Source organism: Streptococcus sobrinus DSM 20742 = ATCC 33478, from assembly GCF_000686605.1.
GTDB classification, from domain to species: domain Bacteria; phylum Bacillota; class Bacilli; order Lactobacillales; family Streptococcaceae; genus Streptococcus; species Streptococcus sobrinus.
In genome coordinates, this window is the sequence record NZ_JMLC01000018.1 from 1 (window position 1) to 17,309 (window position 17,309).

Annotated in this window: 16 protein-coding genes and 1 pseudogene; all 17 read right to left on the minus strand. The window is 44.6% G+C overall.

Features of this window, described 5'->3' with window-relative positions:
• On the minus strand, positions 1-240 hold a 240-nt coding region (locus BS63_RS0106825; RefSeq protein ID WP_032798579.1), incomplete at its 3' end, for a transposase family protein.
• 316 nt (positions 241-556) lie between these two features.
• Entirely contained in the window at positions 557-1,078 is a 522-nt protein-coding gene (locus BS63_RS0106830) for a hypothetical protein (protein ID WP_002962845.1), read from the minus strand.
• Between the two features lie 81 nt (positions 1,079-1,159).
• Positions 1,160-1,969 (minus strand): annotated as a pseudogene (locus BS63_RS01000000110975) (family 1 glycosylhydrolase); the annotation flags it as partial.
• A gap of 211 nt (positions 1,970-2,180) precedes the next feature.
• Positions 2,181-2,564, minus strand: coding sequence for a VOC family protein (locus BS63_RS0106840; RefSeq protein WP_002962841.1), 384 nt, complete (start codon positions 2,562-2,564; stop codon positions 2,181-2,183).
• Positions 2,565-2,582: 18 nt separating this feature from the next.
• The gene (locus BS63_RS0106845; RefSeq protein WP_002962838.1) at positions 2,583-3,389 is read right to left on the minus strand and encodes a Cof-type HAD-IIB family hydrolase; all 807 of its coding nucleotides are present in this window, start codon (positions 3,387-3,389) and stop codon (positions 2,583-2,585) included.
• A gap of 151 nt (positions 3,390-3,540) precedes the next feature.
• Entirely contained in the window at positions 3,541-3,981 is a 441-nt protein-coding gene (locus tag BS63_RS0106850) for a hypothetical protein (RefSeq protein WP_002962836.1), read from the minus strand.
• Positions 3,982-4,440: 459 nt separating this feature from the next.
• Positions 4,441-4,734, minus strand: coding sequence for a hypothetical protein (locus BS63_RS0106855; protein WP_002962834.1), 294 nt, complete (start codon positions 4,732-4,734; stop codon positions 4,441-4,443).
• 168 nt (positions 4,735-4,902) lie between these two features.
• Positions 4,903-5,109, minus strand: coding sequence for a hypothetical protein (locus BS63_RS1000000112275; protein WP_230307013.1), 207 nt, complete (start codon positions 5,107-5,109; stop codon positions 4,903-4,905).
• A 693-nt stretch (positions 5,110-5,802) separates the two neighbouring features.
• On the minus strand, positions 5,803-8,982 hold the full coding sequence (gene carB, locus BS63_RS0106860) for a carbamoyl-phosphate synthase large subunit (RefSeq protein WP_028798506.1): 3,180 nt from the start codon (positions 8,980-8,982) through the stop codon (positions 5,803-5,805).
• 423 nt (positions 8,983-9,405) lie between these two features.
• Complete coding sequence (locus BS63_RS0106865) at positions 9,406-10,497, minus strand: carbamoyl phosphate synthase small subunit (RefSeq protein WP_002963342.1); 1,092 nt, start codon at positions 10,495-10,497, stop codon at positions 9,406-9,408.
• 176 nt (positions 10,498-10,673) lie between these two features.
• Positions 10,674-11,600: an aspartate carbamoyltransferase catalytic subunit gene (locus BS63_RS0106870; protein ID WP_002961023.1), complete on the minus strand. Its 927-nt coding sequence runs from the start codon at positions 11,598-11,600 to the stop codon at positions 10,674-10,676.
• 6 nt (positions 11,601-11,606) lie between these two features.
• A complete protein-coding gene (locus BS63_RS0106875; protein WP_002961022.1) occupies positions 11,607-12,869 on the minus strand; it encodes a uracil-xanthine permease family protein in 1,263 nt (420 codons plus the stop codon).
• A 35-nt stretch (positions 12,870-12,904) separates the two neighbouring features.
• A complete protein-coding gene (gene pyrR, locus BS63_RS0106880) occupies positions 12,905-13,432 on the minus strand; it encodes a bifunctional pyr operon transcriptional regulator/uracil phosphoribosyltransferase PyrR (protein ID WP_002961021.1) in 528 nt (175 codons plus the stop codon).
• Positions 13,433-13,737: 305 nt separating this feature from the next.
• Complete coding sequence (locus tag BS63_RS0106885) at positions 13,738-14,634, minus strand: RluA family pseudouridine synthase (protein WP_002961018.1); 897 nt, start codon at positions 14,632-14,634, stop codon at positions 13,738-13,740.
• Positions 14,618-15,082, minus strand: coding sequence for a signal peptidase II (lspA, locus tag BS63_RS0106890; protein WP_002961016.1), 465 nt, complete (start codon positions 15,080-15,082; stop codon positions 14,618-14,620). The genes BS63_RS0106885 and lspA overlap by 17 nt, the downstream gene beginning before the upstream one ends.
• 47 nt (positions 15,083-15,129) lie before the next feature.
• A complete protein-coding gene (locus BS63_RS0106895) occupies positions 15,130-16,035 on the minus strand; it encodes a LysR family transcriptional regulator (protein WP_002961015.1) in 906 nt (301 codons plus the stop codon).
• Positions 16,036-16,361: 326 nt separating this feature from the next.
• The gene (locus tag BS63_RS0106900) at positions 16,362-17,057 is read right to left on the minus strand and encodes a YoaK family protein (RefSeq protein ID WP_028798507.1); all 696 of its coding nucleotides are present in this window, start codon (positions 17,055-17,057) and stop codon (positions 16,362-16,364) included.
• Between the last annotated feature and the right edge of the window lie 252 nt (positions 17,058-17,309).

Here is a 17,309-nt window from a genome sequence, read left to right on the forward strand (position 1 = left end):
ATCCAAGGTCGCAAAAACACGTTGCAGGGTGTCGTGAGATGGAATACCGTTTTCCAAGGTAAGTACACTACGTAAGGAAGTTTCATAGATATTTCCAAAATCCTCTATTTCTTCCCAGAATTCTGCACCTGAAAGGCGGGCAAAGAAGATGAGCAGCACAATATCAGCCAAGCTATGCTTGATCTTCCAATTGTCACGCTCATCACGGACAGTGATAAGAAATTCTATAATCTCAGACATAAAGACACCTCCTAAGTCTATTATAACTCCGGAGGTGGACTCTTTTTTATGAATCTATTATCTGAAAACGTTATTTTCTTCATGCATTTGTCGTGAGCCTAATTGGTTTAAATCACACTCGCTTTTTCGCTGCGGACTTGTTGGCTTGCTCTTATTCATCGATTGGTGTAAATAGCAGGTTTCGCAAGACTATTTGGGCGATTTCAGGAGAGGCAAATAAACTACCAAGCAAGATTAGTCTGTCTACTAAGCACGCTATATTTATAATGTAAATTTTTATCGTGTTAGCACTTATAACCCGACAGATTATCTGTCTTTAAAATTTCTTCTGCGGGTGGCGGTCAACGATTTCTGGGTGAGCAGCTAGAGCCTCTTCTCCCTTAGCCGTCAGGGCATAGCCTCGCAGACTATAGAGGGGAGCCAGTCCTGCTTCACTATAGACCTGAGCCATACTTTGGTCTAAATCAGCTCGCTTCATCTTGGACAGGCCCTTGACCTCCTTGCTCTTAAGAAAATCCTTGATTTGTCCTGCCCGCAAATATTGCAGGGACTCTTGGGCAGTCATTAAGCGAACATAGCCTGCCTCAATCAACCAATCCAACTCCTTTTGGGCATCAATGCCATAGGTGGTATAAAAATACTTGTGCAGGGGGCTTTCAGTCGTGTAGGTGCCAAAATGAACCCGCCAGAGGAGGATAATGTGGCCAAGCAGCAGGCCTTCCGCAGTCCGCTCCATATTACGTTTGGAAATGAGCTTTCGCCTTAGTTTATCTTGGTATTTGGCCGCAATATAAGGCATCTCGGTATGCTGACTGTAAATTTCTTCAAATTTTTTCATAAGCAAATTATAGCATAGAGCCAGAGGGGAATAGAAAAAGACGACTTCCGATGAAATCGCCTTTTTGCTTTAAACTTCTTCCTAGTCAACATCAGTCCCATTTGAGGCGATGACCTTCTTGTACCAGTCGAAGGATTTCTTCTTAGAGCGTTTGAGGCTTCCATTACCTTGGTTATCGCGGTCAACGTAAATAAAGCCGTAACGTTTCTTCATTTCACCCGTTCCGGCAGAAACGAGGTCGATACAGCCCCAAGTGGTATAGCCCCAGAGTTCGACACCGTCCTCATTGATAGCCGCATTCATGGTTTTGATGTGCTCGCGCAGATAATCAATCCGATAGTCATCTTCGACATAGCCGTTTTGGTCAGGCTCATCGACTGCCCCCAGGCCATTTTCCACGATGAAGAGTGGTTTTTGGTAACGGTCCCAGATGGTATTGAGAGTAATCCGCAGACCCAAAGGATCAATTTGCCAGCCCCATTCAGAAGCCTTGAGATAAGGATTTTTGAGGGAGGCGAAGATATTACCAGAAGTCGTATCGATCAAACTTGGGTCAGCGGAAGCCACTCGGCTGGAATAATAAGAGAAGGAAATGAAATCGACGGTGTGCTCCTTCAAAAGCTGCAAATCTTCATCCGTCATCTTGATGTCCAAATTATCCCGCTGGAATTTCTTGAGAACATAGTTTGGATAGTAACCACGGGCCTGAACATCAATCAAGGAATAGCCCTCACGGTCATCCTGCATGGCTTGCCAATAGTCGGCTGGATTGGGCGTATTGGGATAATACTGACCAGCCGCCAGCATACAGCCAACCTTGTTTTCTGGGTCAACTTCGTGGGCAATCTTAGTAGCTAGGCTTGAGGCCACCAACTCATGGTGGACTGCCTTAACTTCTTACTAAATCAGATAATTCAGCAGATTTGTTCCTTTATCTGTCTGTCATTAAGACTTTTGTCTCACTAATATTATAAAATTTTCTGAAAACCTTTACTTCTAAAATCCTCTTGAATTCTGATACTATAACACGGCCTAAAAAGCCGACCATAAAGAGGCCAGCCCAATCATTATAGAGGTAAAGAATTAAGTCAAAAGTGCCCCCTCAGACTGTCAATTCAATCGTATTATCTTCAAATCCCAGAATGACGGATTCGTAGTAGCCGTCACCCGTTGTTCGTGGACCGTTGATACACTTGTAACCACCAGCATCCAGGCGTTGGGTTAGGGCATCAACGGCTTCTTTGCTTCCTAGGCTCATGGCAAAATGAGCTAGCCCAGTCCGATTGGCCTCCTTGGGAAGGTCCAGCATATCAGGTTTGGTCATAATTTCCAGTCTGGCACCATCCTGGAAGCTCAAAAAATAAGATTTGAAACCAGTCTTTTGATTATGGTAGAGCTGGTTGGCGAATGCTTGAAAATAGGTTTGGAAAAATTCCCTGGCCCCTTCAAGATTGTTGACATAGATAGCTAGGTGTTCGATTTTCATGATAATCCTCTTTGTCTTTCAATAGGTTGATAGGTAATTTTCAATAACTTGCAAGACCCCGTCTTCGTTATTGGTAGGGGCTAACTGACCCAAGTCCCTCATAGACAGGGGAGCATTAGCCATGACATAAGGATGACCAACTAGACCAAGTATCTCGATGTCATTACCACCATCGCCAAAGGCCATCAAGTTCTCCGGCTTCATCCCCCAATAGTCCAGCAAGCGGCTAAGTCCCTTGCCCTTGTGCATGCCCTTTTGGATAATGTCAATACAGCCAAAACCACTCGAAGTCCCAGTCAAGCCTTGATTTGCAAACTGCTGGGAAATTTCTTCCCTAACAGCTTGGGTCTCCTCTTCCGCAACCAGACTAGTGAGTTTGAAAATAGAATCATCCTCTGGTAGCTGATCAAAACTTTCTAAGAGCTGGATTTCGGGCAAGTAATGCCTGAGCAGGTTAACCAAGTCGGGGTCCGAATCCCGTAACATGTAGGCTGATTCCTTTCCAGCAACAGTATGGAGGGCCTGAGGTTGGATTTTCTGGAGAAATTTCAAACAAGCTAGCACCGTTTGAAAGTCAATGAAATTCTCAAAGACGGTCTGACCACCAGCGACGATATGAGCTCCATTTTCGGCCACATAGGCAAAATGATGGTCATAGCCAGGAAAATTAAGCCGCAGCTGACGATATTGATTACCACTGGCAATAATCAGCTTTATCTTCCTCTTATCTAAGGCGGTCAAAATCCTTTTAAAGCGGGCCTCATCAAAGGTCTTATCGTCCCTCAAAAAGGTTCCGTCCATATCAGTCGCAATGGCCTGAATCATCAGCTAATCCCTTCACTTTTAATAAGAGTATAACACGATTTTCCACCTAAAACTTATACTATTTTGGGAATAAGTGATGAAATCCTATGATTTACCCAAAAAGCCTTGGCACTCCTTAGCACCAAGGTTCTTGAACGATGAAAATTCGAATTTAGACTCCCTCTGATTTATCCAGCTTGGCCTGTTTTTCCGCCCTTTTAATATATACCAGCCCCCAAGCTAATAAAATTGCCAGTACTAGAAATATACTTGCCCCTATTATCCGGACAATCCGACTGTGAGTATCAGAAGTTACCAGGGCACCATAAGTAGTAGCAACAAAAGCAAGGAAGCAAAAGATTGTAAAAGCCAGCTGGATAAAGAATTGATTGTCATCCTTCTGCTTTTTTGGCCGTCGCTCATATTCCCTTCTAAGGATACTAGTCAGGACTGCACATAAAAGGAAAAACAACCAGAAAATATAGGCTGACCAGTTGGGTAAAAATGAAATCTTCTCACTGTTGACCGCTAGACAGACTGCCAACACGCTTGCCACTCCAACCGCTAGTCGCAAGGCTTGCAATTGCTTATAGGATAATTTTGATAAATTCATGATGATGCCCCATTTCCAATCAGATTCTTGTTTTAAGGAGGTCTCCGGAAGTGCCCAACCAGATTTCACTTTCGTTATAACAAGATGGGAGGGAGGTTAATCACCACTGTCCTGAAAAGACCAAAATTTGTCGTGAACGGGCTCAAAAAAGAAGAGACCTAGTCTTCGCTTATTACGCCCAAACTAGGGCCTCCGTCTTCCAAAGTTAACAAAGCTCAGTCAAACAGATGATTTTCGCTAGTTCTCGAGCGTCATCAATGTGGCAAAGCTGAACATGCCATTACTGCCCTGTTTAGCCAAGAATTTAGGAACCTAGTTCTCGCCAGTGTTCGAACTGCATCAATAGCTCTAAACTCAACTTCGCCATTCTAGCTTCCTTCGTTAAGAGCTATAGAAAAAACCAAGCAGCTTACTACTCAGTCCTAGCTATAGATTTAATTAAAGAGTTGGCAGCATTTTTTACCAATCCCCGATGGTCCGATAGGCTTGGTCGAAACGCTCTGCCGGAATAATCCGACCGTTGGTATGGTCAATGACATCGCCGATTTGAGCCATCGCATACATGCCATAACCATAGAAATGACTGTCGCTGGCCCAGTTAGGATCCAAGGCTGGAATAAGAACTTGTAAATTCTTACTATCCCGCCAAGTCAAGCACTTTTTTTTGAAGGCTTCCATAACCCAAGTTGGATAGGGAGCTGCCTTGCTAATTCGCCAGACGTCAATGAGTTTTCCTTTATAACTTGCTTTCATCACTTTTCTCCATAATATATACAAACTAAACTTTTTAAATCAAAACTTTCTGCTCGAGGCAACTCTCAAGTAGTTACGATTAATAATTTATCATTCAAAAATAACATATCAATTACTTATTTTTGTTAATTTTATTAAATAAAATTAGAGGGTTAAAATATTGAAGGACTAGATGTCCTCCCTTGGCCCACCGTTGGAAGCACTAATAAAGAGCGTCCCGAAGGTTATTATAATCAGGCTGGTAAAGAAATAGGTACTGGTGATTGATTCATGTAACCAATAGCCATAGACCGTTAATCCCAAGATAAGCACAAAACAAAGCAAGATTGATTTCTTACTCAAATGCTCATAAAGTCTTTGTAATGTTTCTCGCAAACTTAACTCTCTGTCGGGAATTAGCTTATAGGTATATCGGTAAATCGAATAGTGCATAACAAGACTGGCAGCTCCTAGGAAAGCAATTTTCCATATAGCAATTACCCAAAAGAGACCCAGGCAAATAATCAAGCTGAGACTGATAAGTCAAATCGCAAGAAATCTTCGACGTTTCTTCATGTATTTCCCCTCTTAAGCTCTACTCTACATTTCTGAAACCCACTAGCAAAAGAAAAGGAGAGTCTCTTTGAAGTGACCCTCCTTTTACCATTTGGGAGTAAAATCAACCTGAGCCTAAAGTAGCAAAAGCCTCAGGTATCCTAAATATGAAGGAGTAAAGACGGCCGTTAAATCAATTACCAATCAAAAAACTTTAACGGGCATCATCTATTGTATCCAACGGTTATAGTATAGCTTAAATTTTACTTTGTGCACGAAAAAGTCGTGAAAGGGCAAAAATATGTAGTGAAACGACTTTTCTAAAAATAGTTTGATTTTTTAATTGGATTGTCCTTAAATTCAGGGCTGCTCCCTAAGCAAACAGCAGGTAATATTCCTTTAAAATCAAAAGTTTCACTTTTGATTTTAACTCAGTATGAATCGTCTCGTTTCGGATAAAAAAGCGTATTAACCTCAAAAGGACTGGGAAAACTTCCCAGTCCTCATACTGATGATAAGAAAATATCTGCTTGCTTAGATAGCTTGGGTCGTAAAGCTCCTGCTTTCCAATACTCTGGCCATGGCATCTGCCGTATCTAGAGCGGTGAAAAGGGGAACGCCTGCTTCAATGGCTGAACTTCGGATGGTTTGACCGTCTTCGTCAGCCGTCCGCTTGGTGCCGACAGTATTGACAATGGCTTGGATAACGCCCGTCCGAACCAAGGCTGGTATATCATTCGTAGCGTCTTCGCCTAATTTATTTACAACAACTGAATCAAGGCCCTGATTCTTGAAGTAGCGGGCTGTTCCAGCTGTCGCATAGATACCGTAGCCAATGGCATCGAAGCGCTTAGCCAAGCCTAGAGCTTCTTCTTTTGTGTCGTCCGCAATGGTAAATATGATATTACCAAAGGTTGGCAGGTGGAGATAGCTAGCTTCAAAGGCCTTGTAGAGAGCCTTTTCCAGGGTCCTATCTGAACCCATGACTTCACCGGTTGATTTCATTTCAGGGCCTAAGAGGCTGTCTACCTTGGCCAATTTAGTAAAGGAGAAGACTGGTGCCTTGACATGAACCCGGTCACTTTCTGGATAGAGACCATCCTTGTAGCCCAAATCAGCTAAACTTTGACCCAGAATCAGCTTGGTCGCTACCTGGGCCATTGGGATGTCGGTCACCTTAGAAAGGAAGGGCACAGTCCGACTGGCACGTGGGTTAACCTCAATAACATAGACAGTCTCGCCATGGATGACGAATTGGATATTCATCATACCATAGCAATTAAGACCGATAGCTAGGCGTTTGGTGTAGTCGGTAATGGTGTCAATAATCTCTTGCGAGAAGGTTTGCGGTGGGTAAACCGCCATAGAGTCACCTGAGTGAACACCGGCCCGCTCGATATGTTCCATAATTCCAGGAATCAGGACATCCTTACCATCGGAAATAGCATCGACTTCACATTCACGACCAACCAGATAAGAGTCAACCAGGACAGGATGGTCAGGGCTGGCCTTGACGGCTGTCCGCATGTAGGCCCGTAGGTCTGCTTCATTTTCAACGATTTCCATGGCCCGACCACCAAGGACATAGGAAGGACGAACCAAAACAGGGAAGCCGATTTGCCGTGCTGAAGCTACTGCTTCTTCCTCATTGGTGGCGGTGTGGCCTGGTGGTTGAGGAATATCTAGGTCTTGCAGGGCTTGTTCAAAGAGGTCCCGGTCTTCTGCTCGGTCCAAGTCAGCCACTTGGGTTCCCAAGATTTTCACGCCAGCCTTGGACAAAGGTTCTGCCAGATTGATGGCTGTTTGACCACCAAATTGAACAATGACACCCTTAGGTTGCTCCAAGTCGATGACATTCATGACATCTTCAAAGGTCAAAGGCTCGAAGTAAAGCTTATCCGAAACTGAGAAGTCGGTCGAAACGGTCTCAGGGTTGGAGTTCATGATAATGGCTTCATAGCCAGCTGCCTGGAGGGCTTTGACCGAGTGCACGGTCGCATAGTCAAATTCTACCCCTTGACCAATCCGAATTGGGCCTGAACCCAAAACGATAACCGATTCCTTGTCTGACTTGATGGATTCATTTTCGAAGGCATAGGTTGAGTAAAAATAAGGGGTTGCCGACTCAAATTCTGCCGCACAGGTATCAACCATTTTATAGACAGGGACAATCTGATTGTCCAGACGGATTTGCCGAACTTGTTCAGCTGTCATATCCCAGATTTCCGCAATCTTGCGGTCGTCAAAACCAAAACGTTTAGCTTCCTTGAGAACATCCAGGTCATTAATCTTGCTCTTGAGATCTTCTTCAATTTCAAAAATATGGAGCAATTTGTCCAGGAAGAAGGGATCAATCTTGGTCAAATCAGAGATTTCTTCAATAGTGAAGCCACGACGAATAGCTTCAGAAATGTAGAAAAGGCGGTCATCCTGGGCCTTGACAATCTTTTCGAAGAGTTGATCATCACTGGCTCCGGCTAATTCAGGCATTTCATTGTGATGGACACCAATTTCCAAGGAACGACAGGCCTTGAGCAGGCTTTCTTCAATATTACGGCCGATGGCCATAACTTCACCAGTTGCCTTCATCTGGGTGCCCAAACGGCGTTCCCCGTGTTCAAATTTGTCAAATGGGAAACGCGGAATCTTGGCAACCACATAGTCAAGGGCTGGTTCAAACATGGCGTAGGTGGTGCCAGTAACTGGGTTAATCATTTCGTCCAGGGTCAGGCCAACTGCAATCTTAGCAGCCAGCTTGGCAATTGGATAACCGGTTGCCTTGGAAGCTAGGGCTGATGAACGCGAAACCCGTGGGTTAACTTCGATGACATAGTATTTAAAGCTGTGAGGATCCAGGGCCAGCTGAACATTACAGCCCCCTTCGATTTTCAGAGCCCGAATAATTTTCAGACTGGCATCCCGCAGCATTTGGTTTTCGATATCAGACAGGGTCTGCGTTGGGGCGAAAACAATGGAGTCACCGGTGTGAATACCAACGGGGTCAAAGTTTTCCATGTTACAAACCACTAGGGCATTGTCGGCACTATCACGCATAACTTCGTATTCGATTTCCTTGAAGCCAGCGATAGAGCGTTCAATCAAACACTGGGTAACAGGGGAAAGCTTGAGCCCGTTTTCGGCAATTTCTTGCAGTTCTTCTTGGTTGGCACACATACCACCGCCAGTACCACCAAGGGTAAAGGCCGGACGGACAATGACAGGGTAGCCAATTTCAGCCGCGAAATCTAGAGCCTCTTGAACAGTATTGACAATCTGAGATTCGGGGATAGGCTGCTCCAAATCTTCCATCAACTGTTTAAAGAGGTCCCGGTCTTCTGCCTGGTCAATGGCTGAAAGTTTGGTCCCCAGCAATTCGACCCCCAACTCATCCAAAATACCAGCCTTGGATAATTCCATGGCCATGTTGAGCCCCGTTTGACCACCGAGGGTTGGTAGGAGGGCATCTGGCCTTTCCTTACGCAAAATCCGAGTCACAAACTCAATGGTGATAGGCTCAATATAGACCTTGTCCGCAATTTCTTTATCGGTCATGATGGTTGCAGGGTTGGAATTGACCAAGATCACTTCGTAGCCTTCTTCACGCAGGGCCAGACAAGCCTGGGTCCCAGCGTAGTCAAACTCTGCAGCCTGGCCAATAATAATAGGACCAGACCCAATAACCATAATTTTCTTAATATCAGTACGTTTCGGCATAAATTTATGATACAAAAGGCGTTAAAAATCCGTATAAAAATAGGAGATTGACGCAGTGTCTGCAGACACTAGGAAATCTATCTTTTTTACTAGGATTTTAGCCTGTGTTCACATTCATGAACACGCTTTGTATGCTGCTCCTTTCTCATTTGCCGTCTCACAGGACGGCATTAAATAGGTTGCTCCGACGATTTCCATCGGAACCATATTTTTCGATGAAAAATCTAGTGTATGAGTGAACTAATCCTCTTTAGAGATTAGCCTGGTCCGACGACTAGTTTTAACTAGCGACAGACCCGCTCAGACTTTTTCAGACTTTTCTCAAATATAGAATGGGGGGAGGCAAAGATTGCTAGGGCATAGCCAGCAAATCTCTAAGTTCACCCCTCAATTGATTAAAACTTTTACCAGGCACAGGCAATATTAGTTGGACTGGGCATGTTCTAGTTTGTAAGCATCAATCAACTCTAAGAATTCGTCAAAGAGATAGCTAGCATCGTGAGGTCCTGGAGCAGCATCTGGGTGGAACTGCACCGAGAAGGCCGGATAGTGACGATGGCGAACGCCTTCGACCGACTTGTCATTGATTTCCTCATGAGTAACAATCAGACTATCAGGCAGGGTTTCACGGTCAACCGCATAACCATGGTTCTGGCTGGTAAAATCAACCCGACCGGTCGCAATCTCACGCACCGCATGGTTAAAGCCCCGATGGCCAAACTTCATCTTATAGGTCGTGGCCCCATTAGCCAGGCTAAAGAGCTGGTGACCCATACAGATCCCAAAGATTGGAATCTTGCCTTGGATGCCCCGAATCATATCTAGAGCTTCTGGCACATCCTCAGGGTTCCCTGGTCCATTGGAGAGCATGACACCATCTGGATTGAGGTTGAGGATTTCCTCGGCCGTCGTATTATAAGGGACTACTGTCACATTACAGCTGCGTTTGGAGAATTCTCTCAGGATAGAATGTTTGAGACCGAAATCTACCAGAACAATATTCTTGCCAACGCCAGGAGCTGGATAGGCCGCCTTGGTCGAAACCTGCTCAATATTGTTGGTCGGCAGAACCGTCGCTCGCAATTGGTCTTGCAGGTGTTCAATCGTGTCGCCGGCATTGGCCAGAGTCGCCTTCATAGTTCCATGCTGACGGATAATCTTGGTCAAAGCTCGAGTGTCAATCCCTGAAATCCCAGGAATATTCTTTGATTTGAGGAATTCATCTAGGGACATTTGATTCCGCCAGTTATTGGCCCGTCTAGCATTTTCCGCTACGACAACACCCTTACAGGTCGGACTAATAGATTCATAATCGTCACGATTAATGCCATAATTTCCGACTAGGGGGTAGGTAAAGGTCAAAATCTGACCATTATAGGATTGGTCGGTGATGGATTCCTGATAACCGGTCATACCAGTATTAAAGACAATCTCACCAGTCACATCAATCCCAGCACCAAAGGCCTGACCTTCAAAAATGGTTCCGTCTTCTAGAATTAATAATCTTTTCGTCATAGATTTATGATACAAAAGGCGTTTAAAAATCCGTATAAAAATAGGAGATTGATGCAGCGTCTGCAGACACTAGGAAATCTATCTTTTTTACTAGGATTTTAGCCTGTGTTCAAATTCATGAACACGCTTTGTATGCTGCTCCTTTCTGATTTGAGCTTTTTGCACTTAATGATTTGCTAAACTTTACCGTTCAGTATCGCTTCAATGATGGCCATGCGAACGTAAACCCCGTTTTGCATCTGAGCGACAATCCGAGATTTAGGGGCTTCAACCAAGTCATCCTTGATTTCCACATCGCGATTGACAGGGGCTGGATGCATGATAATGGCGTCATCTTTCAAGCGATTATAGCGTTCCTGGGTCAGTCCGTAGAGCTTGTGGTAGCTTTCCTTAGAAAAACTTTCCTTACCATCATGACGTTCGTGCTGAACCCGCAGGAACATCATGACATCGACCTGATTCACAATTTCATCAATGGTCACGTACTGACCATAGACATCAAACTCATTGGAGTACCATTCCTTGGGACCGCAGAAATAGAGCTGGGCACCCAGCCGTTTGAGAATCTGCATATTGGACTTAGCAACGCGTGAATGGGTGATGTCACCCGCAATGGCCACCTTGAGATTTTCAAAGCGACCAAACTCTTGATAGATGGTCATCAAATCCAGTAAGCACTGACTAGGATGTTGACCAGAACCATCGCCACCATTGACAATCGAGGTTTGAATGGTCCGACTGTCAATCAATTCCTTGTAATAGTCATCCTTGGAATGTCGAACCACACAGATGTCGACCCCTAGGGCCGACATGGTCAGGATGGTGTCATAGAGAGTCTCGCCCTTGTTGACCGAGCTGGTTTTAGCGTCAAATTCAATGACATCCAAGCCCAACTTCTTCTCGGCCACCTCGAAGGATTTGTGGGTCCGGGTCGAACTTTCGAAGAAGAGATTGGCAGCGAAATACTGTCGATCCAAATGAAAGTCGGCCTGACCCTGCTTGAAGGCAATCCCTCGCTTAATCAAGCCTAGGACCTCTTCATTAGAGAGAGTTTCCATGGTCACCAGATGTTTAAGGGAGACCATACCATTTGTTACTACCATAGGTCTTTAGTCCTTTTCTGGAAGAATTTGATGGAGAATAATACCAAGTAGGGTTGAGAAGGCTACGCTGGTGATTTGCAAGCCTGCAATTTGCAGCATCAGCCCACCGATACCTGACACTAGGATAACACTAGCTATAAAAAGGTTTTTCTTATTGTCGAAGTCAACCTTGTTTTCAACTAGGATTTTCAAACCGCTAGATGCAATGACCCCAAAGAGGGAAATAGATACCCCGCCTAGAACAGAAGCTGGGATGGATTGCAGGAGAGCAGAAACCTTGCCGACAAAACTCATGACCACAGCTATTGCTGCTGCTCCCGCAATGACATAAACTGAGAAAATCTTATTGAGAGCCATAACCCCAATATTTTCCCCATATGATGTCACTGGAGGAGCTCCAAAGAAACCAGCAATAATTTGTGCTAAACCATCTCCAGTCAGGGTCCTTTCCAAGCCAGGATCTTTAAAGAAATCACGTCCTGTCAGACTGTTTAGAACCATAACATGGCCGAAGTGCTCGGTCATGGTAACGAAGGCAATGGGAGCCATAGTCAAAATCGCACTGGGGTAAAACTTGAAATGGCCATCTGACAGGAAAATATGAAAGTCGGGTATATCCAACCAAGAAGCCTTAGCAATCCCTGAAAAATCAACTAGGTTTTGACCTGTTAACGCACCTAAGCCTAGAGCAAAGAGATAACCGACAATCAAACCAAGTAAAATCGGGATGACAGATATAATCTTCTTGCCGTATATGCTAAAGAGGATAACCGAAAAGAGGGTCACCATGGAGACTGCCAGACTGCTAATGCTGTACTCTTCCTTGATTAGCATAGCATTGTTAACTGCCGAAGTCGCCAGACTCAGTCCAATGACCATAATGATGGGGCCAACGACAATAGGGGGCAGAACCTTATCAATCCAATCTTTACCGGCGAATTTAACAATCAAGGCTACCAGCAAATAGACCAGGCCGCCTGAGATAGCCCCCTGAGCAACCGCTGGCATACCGTCTGTTTTCAAGAGAGTCTGCATGGTCGCAATATAGGCAAAGCTGGAGCCCATATAAGCGGGAATCTTATACTTGGTTACCGTCAGGTGGGCCAGGGTCCCCAAACCGCTAGAAAAGAGTGCAATAGCAGGGTCGATACCGACCAAAATGGGAACCAAGACCGTCGAGCCAAACATGGCAAAGAGATGCTGGAAGGACAGGCCTAAGAGGAGCCCAGGCTTGGGAACATCACTAATATCGTATTTTATTTCTTCCACAACTACTTCCTTACTAAGGGGTTACTTCGAACGACTTATACCTCGTTTGGTTCGCTGATAGTTACCCGATCGTTTCCATCCACTTCGACCATTTCTACAGTGATGGCTTCTTCGGAGCTGGTTGGGATATTCTTACCAACATAATCAGCCCGAATTGGCAATTCACGGTGCCCCCGGTCAACCAAAACAGCTAGACTGACTCGCGCAGGCCGTCCCAAGGTAACCAGATTATCAATAGCTGCCCGAATAGTCCGACCGGTGTAGAGAACATCATCAACCAGGATGACATCCTTGGCAGTCACATCAACTGGCATGCTTGTCGTATCCTCTGCAACCTTGACATCGTCACGGAAAGGTTTGGTATCTAACTCCCCTGCGGGTACATCAATGCCTTCAATCTGTTTGAGGCGTTCTTGAATCCGACGTGCGATGTAGACACCACGAGTCTTGATACCAGCAAGAACAAGATTATCCAAACTCTTATTGCGCTCGATAATCTCATAGGTGATACGGGTAATGGCCCGCTTCATGGTTACGTCATCGACGACTTCTTTAGTCTTCATAAGAAATCCTTCCTTATAAAATAATTTTTGAACAAAAAATCTCCCTGCAAAACGCAAGGAGATTGGACCAATTCTAGCTTGGCTATGTCAGCTCAAGCATATACAGTAGTCCTCCATCTTTTAAACAGTCCGACTAAAACTAGCTAGACTGAACCCGTTGGCTGTTGGAACTTCCACTGTCTTCTTTGTGTCTCCTTGCCTGCCTCTCTGGACAGTTTTAAAGGACTTTATTCATTAGTGGTATTATAGCAAAAACTCTAGTAAGAAACAAGGCGCAACTTAAGAATTGGATGCAAGGCCAAAATTTAAGCCTTTCCGGCTCTCAGTTTATCCAAGGTTTCTTGGAAAATGGCAGGCGGTTGAACAGAAAATTCAACTAGCTTACCGGTTCTGGGATGGGTGAAACCAAGGGTTTGGGCATGTAGGAACTGGCCACGGCCTTTCAGAGTTTTTCTTGGGCCATAGAGTGGATCACCAGCCAGAGGATGACCAATATAGGCCATGTGAACCCGAATCTGGTGGGTTCGGCCAGTCTCCAAGCGTAGTTCAACCAAGGTATAGCTGCCGAAGCGCTCCAAGACTTTAAAATGAGTGACTGCCGGCTTACCCTTGGCAGTCACCGCTTGCTTCTTGCGGTCTTTTTCTGAGCGACCAATTGGCGCCTCAATCACTCCACGGTCGTTAGGTAGGTTGCCGTGAACGATGGCTAGATATTTTCTCAGAGACTTCTTGTCCTTGAGTTCGCTTGCCAAGGCCTGATGGGCTTGGTCATTCTTAGCAATCATCAGAAGGCCCGAAGTGTCCATATCAATCCGATGGACGATACCAGGTCTGACAATGCCATTAATAGTTGATAGATCTTTAATATGGTAGAGAAGGGCGTTAACCAGAGTCCCAGAAGAGTGGCCAGCTGATGGATGAACCACCATTCCTTGAGGTTTATTGATAACTGCAACATCCTGGTCTTCATAGATAATATCCAGCGGGATATCCTCAGCAAGATAATCCAAGACCTCCTCCTTAGGCTCCTCATAACTGATGATATCACCAGTCTTGACATTATACTTGGCCTTTTGGGTCCGACCATTGACCAGAACGGTCCCCTCCTTGATTGCCAGATTTGCCTGGGAACGAGACAGATTGGTTAAATCTGCCAAAGCCTTGTCCAAGCGCAGACCAGCTTTTTTAATGATGACTTCCATGTTGCTCCTCTTTCCAAAAGGCAATCATTAGCAGAAAAACACCTACGCTGAGGCAGGAATCTGCCAGATTAAAAATTGCAAACTCCATAAAATCCAAATGAACCATGTCGACAACATAGCCCAATCGCAGGCGGTCAATGAAGTTTCCTAAACCGCCAGCTACAATCAAAGTTAGCGCTGACACCAGCCAATTTGAGCCGGTAAGATGCTTCCAAAGGTAGCAGACTGCTGCTCCCACTACAATGACCGTAATCAAGGTAAAGAACCACTGCTGGTTCTGCAAGATGGAAAAGGCAGCACCGTAGTTGCGAACATAGGTCAGACTAAAAATCATCGGTAAAAACTTTTGGCTGCCATTCTCTGGTACATGAGCCACCACCCAAAATTTACTCCATTGATCCAAGACCACCAAAAGAAAAATAGCTAAAGGAATTGTGATTTTTCGCATAAATTTCCTCATGAAAACACCCCTATAGGGGCTTTTATAAATCAGATTTAGGGTTTAAAACGGTCAAAGTACTCGGTCATGACCTCAATAAATTTAAGGGCACAGGCTGAGAGATTGGTATCAATTCGCTTGACGTAAACCATCTTATTGTCCAAATGATCTTCCAGAGGAATAACGGTGATGCCGTTAACGCTGCGACTATCTAGAAAACCCGAACCAGTAGCATAGGCATCCGTCCGCTCTAAAATCCCGTTCAGGGTTGCCCGGTCCGTCACATTAAAGATAAGCGAGCTGTCGCTGGTGTCAACAAAATTCTCTGAATAATAGGGATATTCATCCTTGTCCTGAGTAAAGCGAACTGTAGGCAGACCTATCAGGTCGTCCATAATCAGACTTTCCTTGCTGGCTAGGGGATGATTCTTGCGCAGGTAAATGTGGGTCTTAAACGGGATTAATTCTACCATTTCCAGACCCAACTTGGCCAACTTCTGCTGAATACCCTTGTTATTCTGACGGTTGAGATATATAATCCCGATATCACTGTGACCTTGACCAACCTCATCCAAAATCTGCACCGTCGTTGATTCAAAAATCCGAAAGTCCTGATACTCAGGATGCCGCTCTGAGAAAGTCGTCATCAGTGGCGGTAAAAAGTCATAGTGTTGACTAGCAATAGAAAATTGATAGTGGTCATCGTCTGGCTTGGTGTATTGCTTTTCAAATGAATCAAAGCCCCTCACCAAATCCAGAGCCTTCTCATAGAAGACTGAGCCTTGGCTGGTCAAAACGGTGCCGGTTGTTGTCCGAGTAAAAATCTGGAAACCGAGTTCTTCTTCCAAATCCTTGATAGCCACAGATAGACTGGGCTGGCTGACAAAAAGTTTGGAAGCCGCTTCTCGAAAGGTACCACTGTTGGCAATGGCTACCACATAGCGTAATTGTTGAATATTCATAAATTCTCTTTCAACTCAAGTCTATTTTTTATTAAGTTACTTCTTATTATAACAAAAATTTATGGGCTTGGCTTGCTCCCTCAAAACCCGAGAGCAATCCCAATTCAGTCTTTTCAAGGATTTTGCGGTGATTCCTCCTTCATCGCTACCCGAACTTCAGCTGCTTCATTCTTTGGGTACAAACTTATCGAGGATTGGGCTGATTGTATTCTTAGTGCCTCTAATAGTCATCCTTACGTTTCAGACGGTCAAATTATGCACTTACTGTATTTCAAAAATAAGAGCCACTCATATTCGTTTGGCTCTTATTTCGCAATTATCTCCTATTAAATATTACTGTCTTCCAGATGGTAGGCCTTTATCAGGGTGGTATAAACGACCATGATAGCCAGCAATACTAAGGTGACACACCAGATGGCATAGTCTCCAACTAAATGGGTCAAAATCCCCGTTATTACGGCACCAGCAACAAAACTTCCCACGACGATGCTGTAGTTCAATGCTCGTCTTTTGGTTTGACGGTGATTTTCCTTGCCTCGCAGGAGGTTGAACCAGGCTGTCACCATCTTGCGATAATTGCCTGAGGTCATCATAATGACATAAGCATGGTCTTGAACCTTGGTTCCTGTAAAGGTCAACATCATAGCACCGGTAGAAGCCGCTAAGAGAGGAACCCAAATAAACTCCTGACTAGGAAAGAAGGGATAAAGAAAAGTTACTAGGGCTAGCGGCAAGACACCAAAAGTCCGCCAGTAGGCATTCTTAGCCCTCTCCTTAAAAAGAATAGCCAGCAAAAAACCAATGGTGAAAAAGACTAGGGATAAAATACTGTTGACAGTCCGGGTCAGACCTTCTCCCCAATCAGCGATTAATAGCAAGATATTCCCAGTTTGGGTTGCGATCAGGGTGCCAAAGCGCATGTGAGAAAAGACATCCAGACAACCGCCTACCGATCCAAGAAAGACCGCCATTATCCTTGTATTCTGGGGCATTACTGCCAGTTTTTTCGTTTTAATTGTCATCGCTTTCTCCATTTAAGACTCTGCCATTATTTTACCCTTTTCCAATTGAATTTTCAATTTAGTTCCAATCGTCTGCTAATTATCTGCATTTTTACGTTTTGTCATCGAATTAAGGTAAATCTTAATTTTAACTTAAGAGTGTGTTAGAATAGAGGTGTCTGCCAAAACAGACAATCTCTCTGTAGGTGGAAAGCCCTATTTCAAAGGAATTTTCATTATTGCATACCACTACAAAACAAAGGAGGTTTTAAT

What these genes read in the sequence shown, in the direction of transcription:
- BS63_RS0106830 (WP_002962845.1), bottom strand. Translation starts at nt 1,078, where the DNA reads ATGAAAAAATTTGAAGAAATTTACAGTCAGCATACCGAGATGCCTTAT.
- BS63_RS0106840 (WP_002962841.1), bottom strand. Translation starts at nt 2,564, where the DNA reads ATGAAAATCGAACACCTAGCTATCTATGTCAACAATCTTGAAGGGGCC.
- BS63_RS0106845 (WP_002962838.1), bottom strand. Translation starts at nt 3,389, where the DNA reads ATGATTCAGGCCATTGCGACTGATATGGACGGAACCTTTTTGAGGGAC.
- BS63_RS0106850 (WP_002962836.1), bottom strand. Translation starts at nt 3,981, where the DNA reads ATGAATTTATCAAAATTATCCTATAAGCAATTGCAAGCCTTGCGACTA.
- BS63_RS0106855 (WP_002962834.1), bottom strand. Translation starts at nt 4,734, where the DNA reads ATGAAAGCAAGTTATAAAGGAAAACTCATTGACGTCTGGCGAATTAGC.
- carB (WP_028798506.1), bottom strand. Translation starts at nt 8,982, where the DNA reads ATGCCGAAACGTACTGATATTAAGAAAATTATGGTTATTGGGTCTGGT.
- BS63_RS0106865 (WP_002963342.1), bottom strand. Translation starts at nt 10,497, where the DNA reads ATGACGAAAAGATTATTAATTCTAGAAGACGGAACCATTTTTGAAGGT.
- BS63_RS0106870 (WP_002961023.1), bottom strand. Translation starts at nt 11,600, where the DNA reads ATGGTAGTAACAAATGGTATGGTCTCCCTTAAACATCTGGTGACCATG.
- pyrR (WP_002961021.1), bottom strand. Translation starts at nt 13,432, where the DNA reads ATGAAGACTAAAGAAGTCGTCGATGACGTAACCATGAAGCGGGCCATT.
- BS63_RS0106885 (WP_002961018.1), bottom strand. Translation starts at nt 14,634, where the DNA reads ATGGAAGTCATCATTAAAAAAGCTGGTCTGCGCTTGGACAAGGCTTTG.
- lspA (WP_002961016.1), bottom strand. Translation starts at nt 15,082, where the DNA reads ATGCGAAAAATCACAATTCCTTTAGCTATTTTTCTTTTGGTGGTCTTG.
- BS63_RS0106895 (WP_002961015.1), bottom strand. Translation starts at nt 16,035, where the DNA reads ATGAATATTCAACAATTACGCTATGTGGTAGCCATTGCCAACAGTGGT.
- BS63_RS0106900 (WP_028798507.1), bottom strand. Translation starts at nt 17,057, where the DNA reads ATGACAATTAAAACGAAAAAACTGGCAGTAATGCCCCAGAATACAAGG.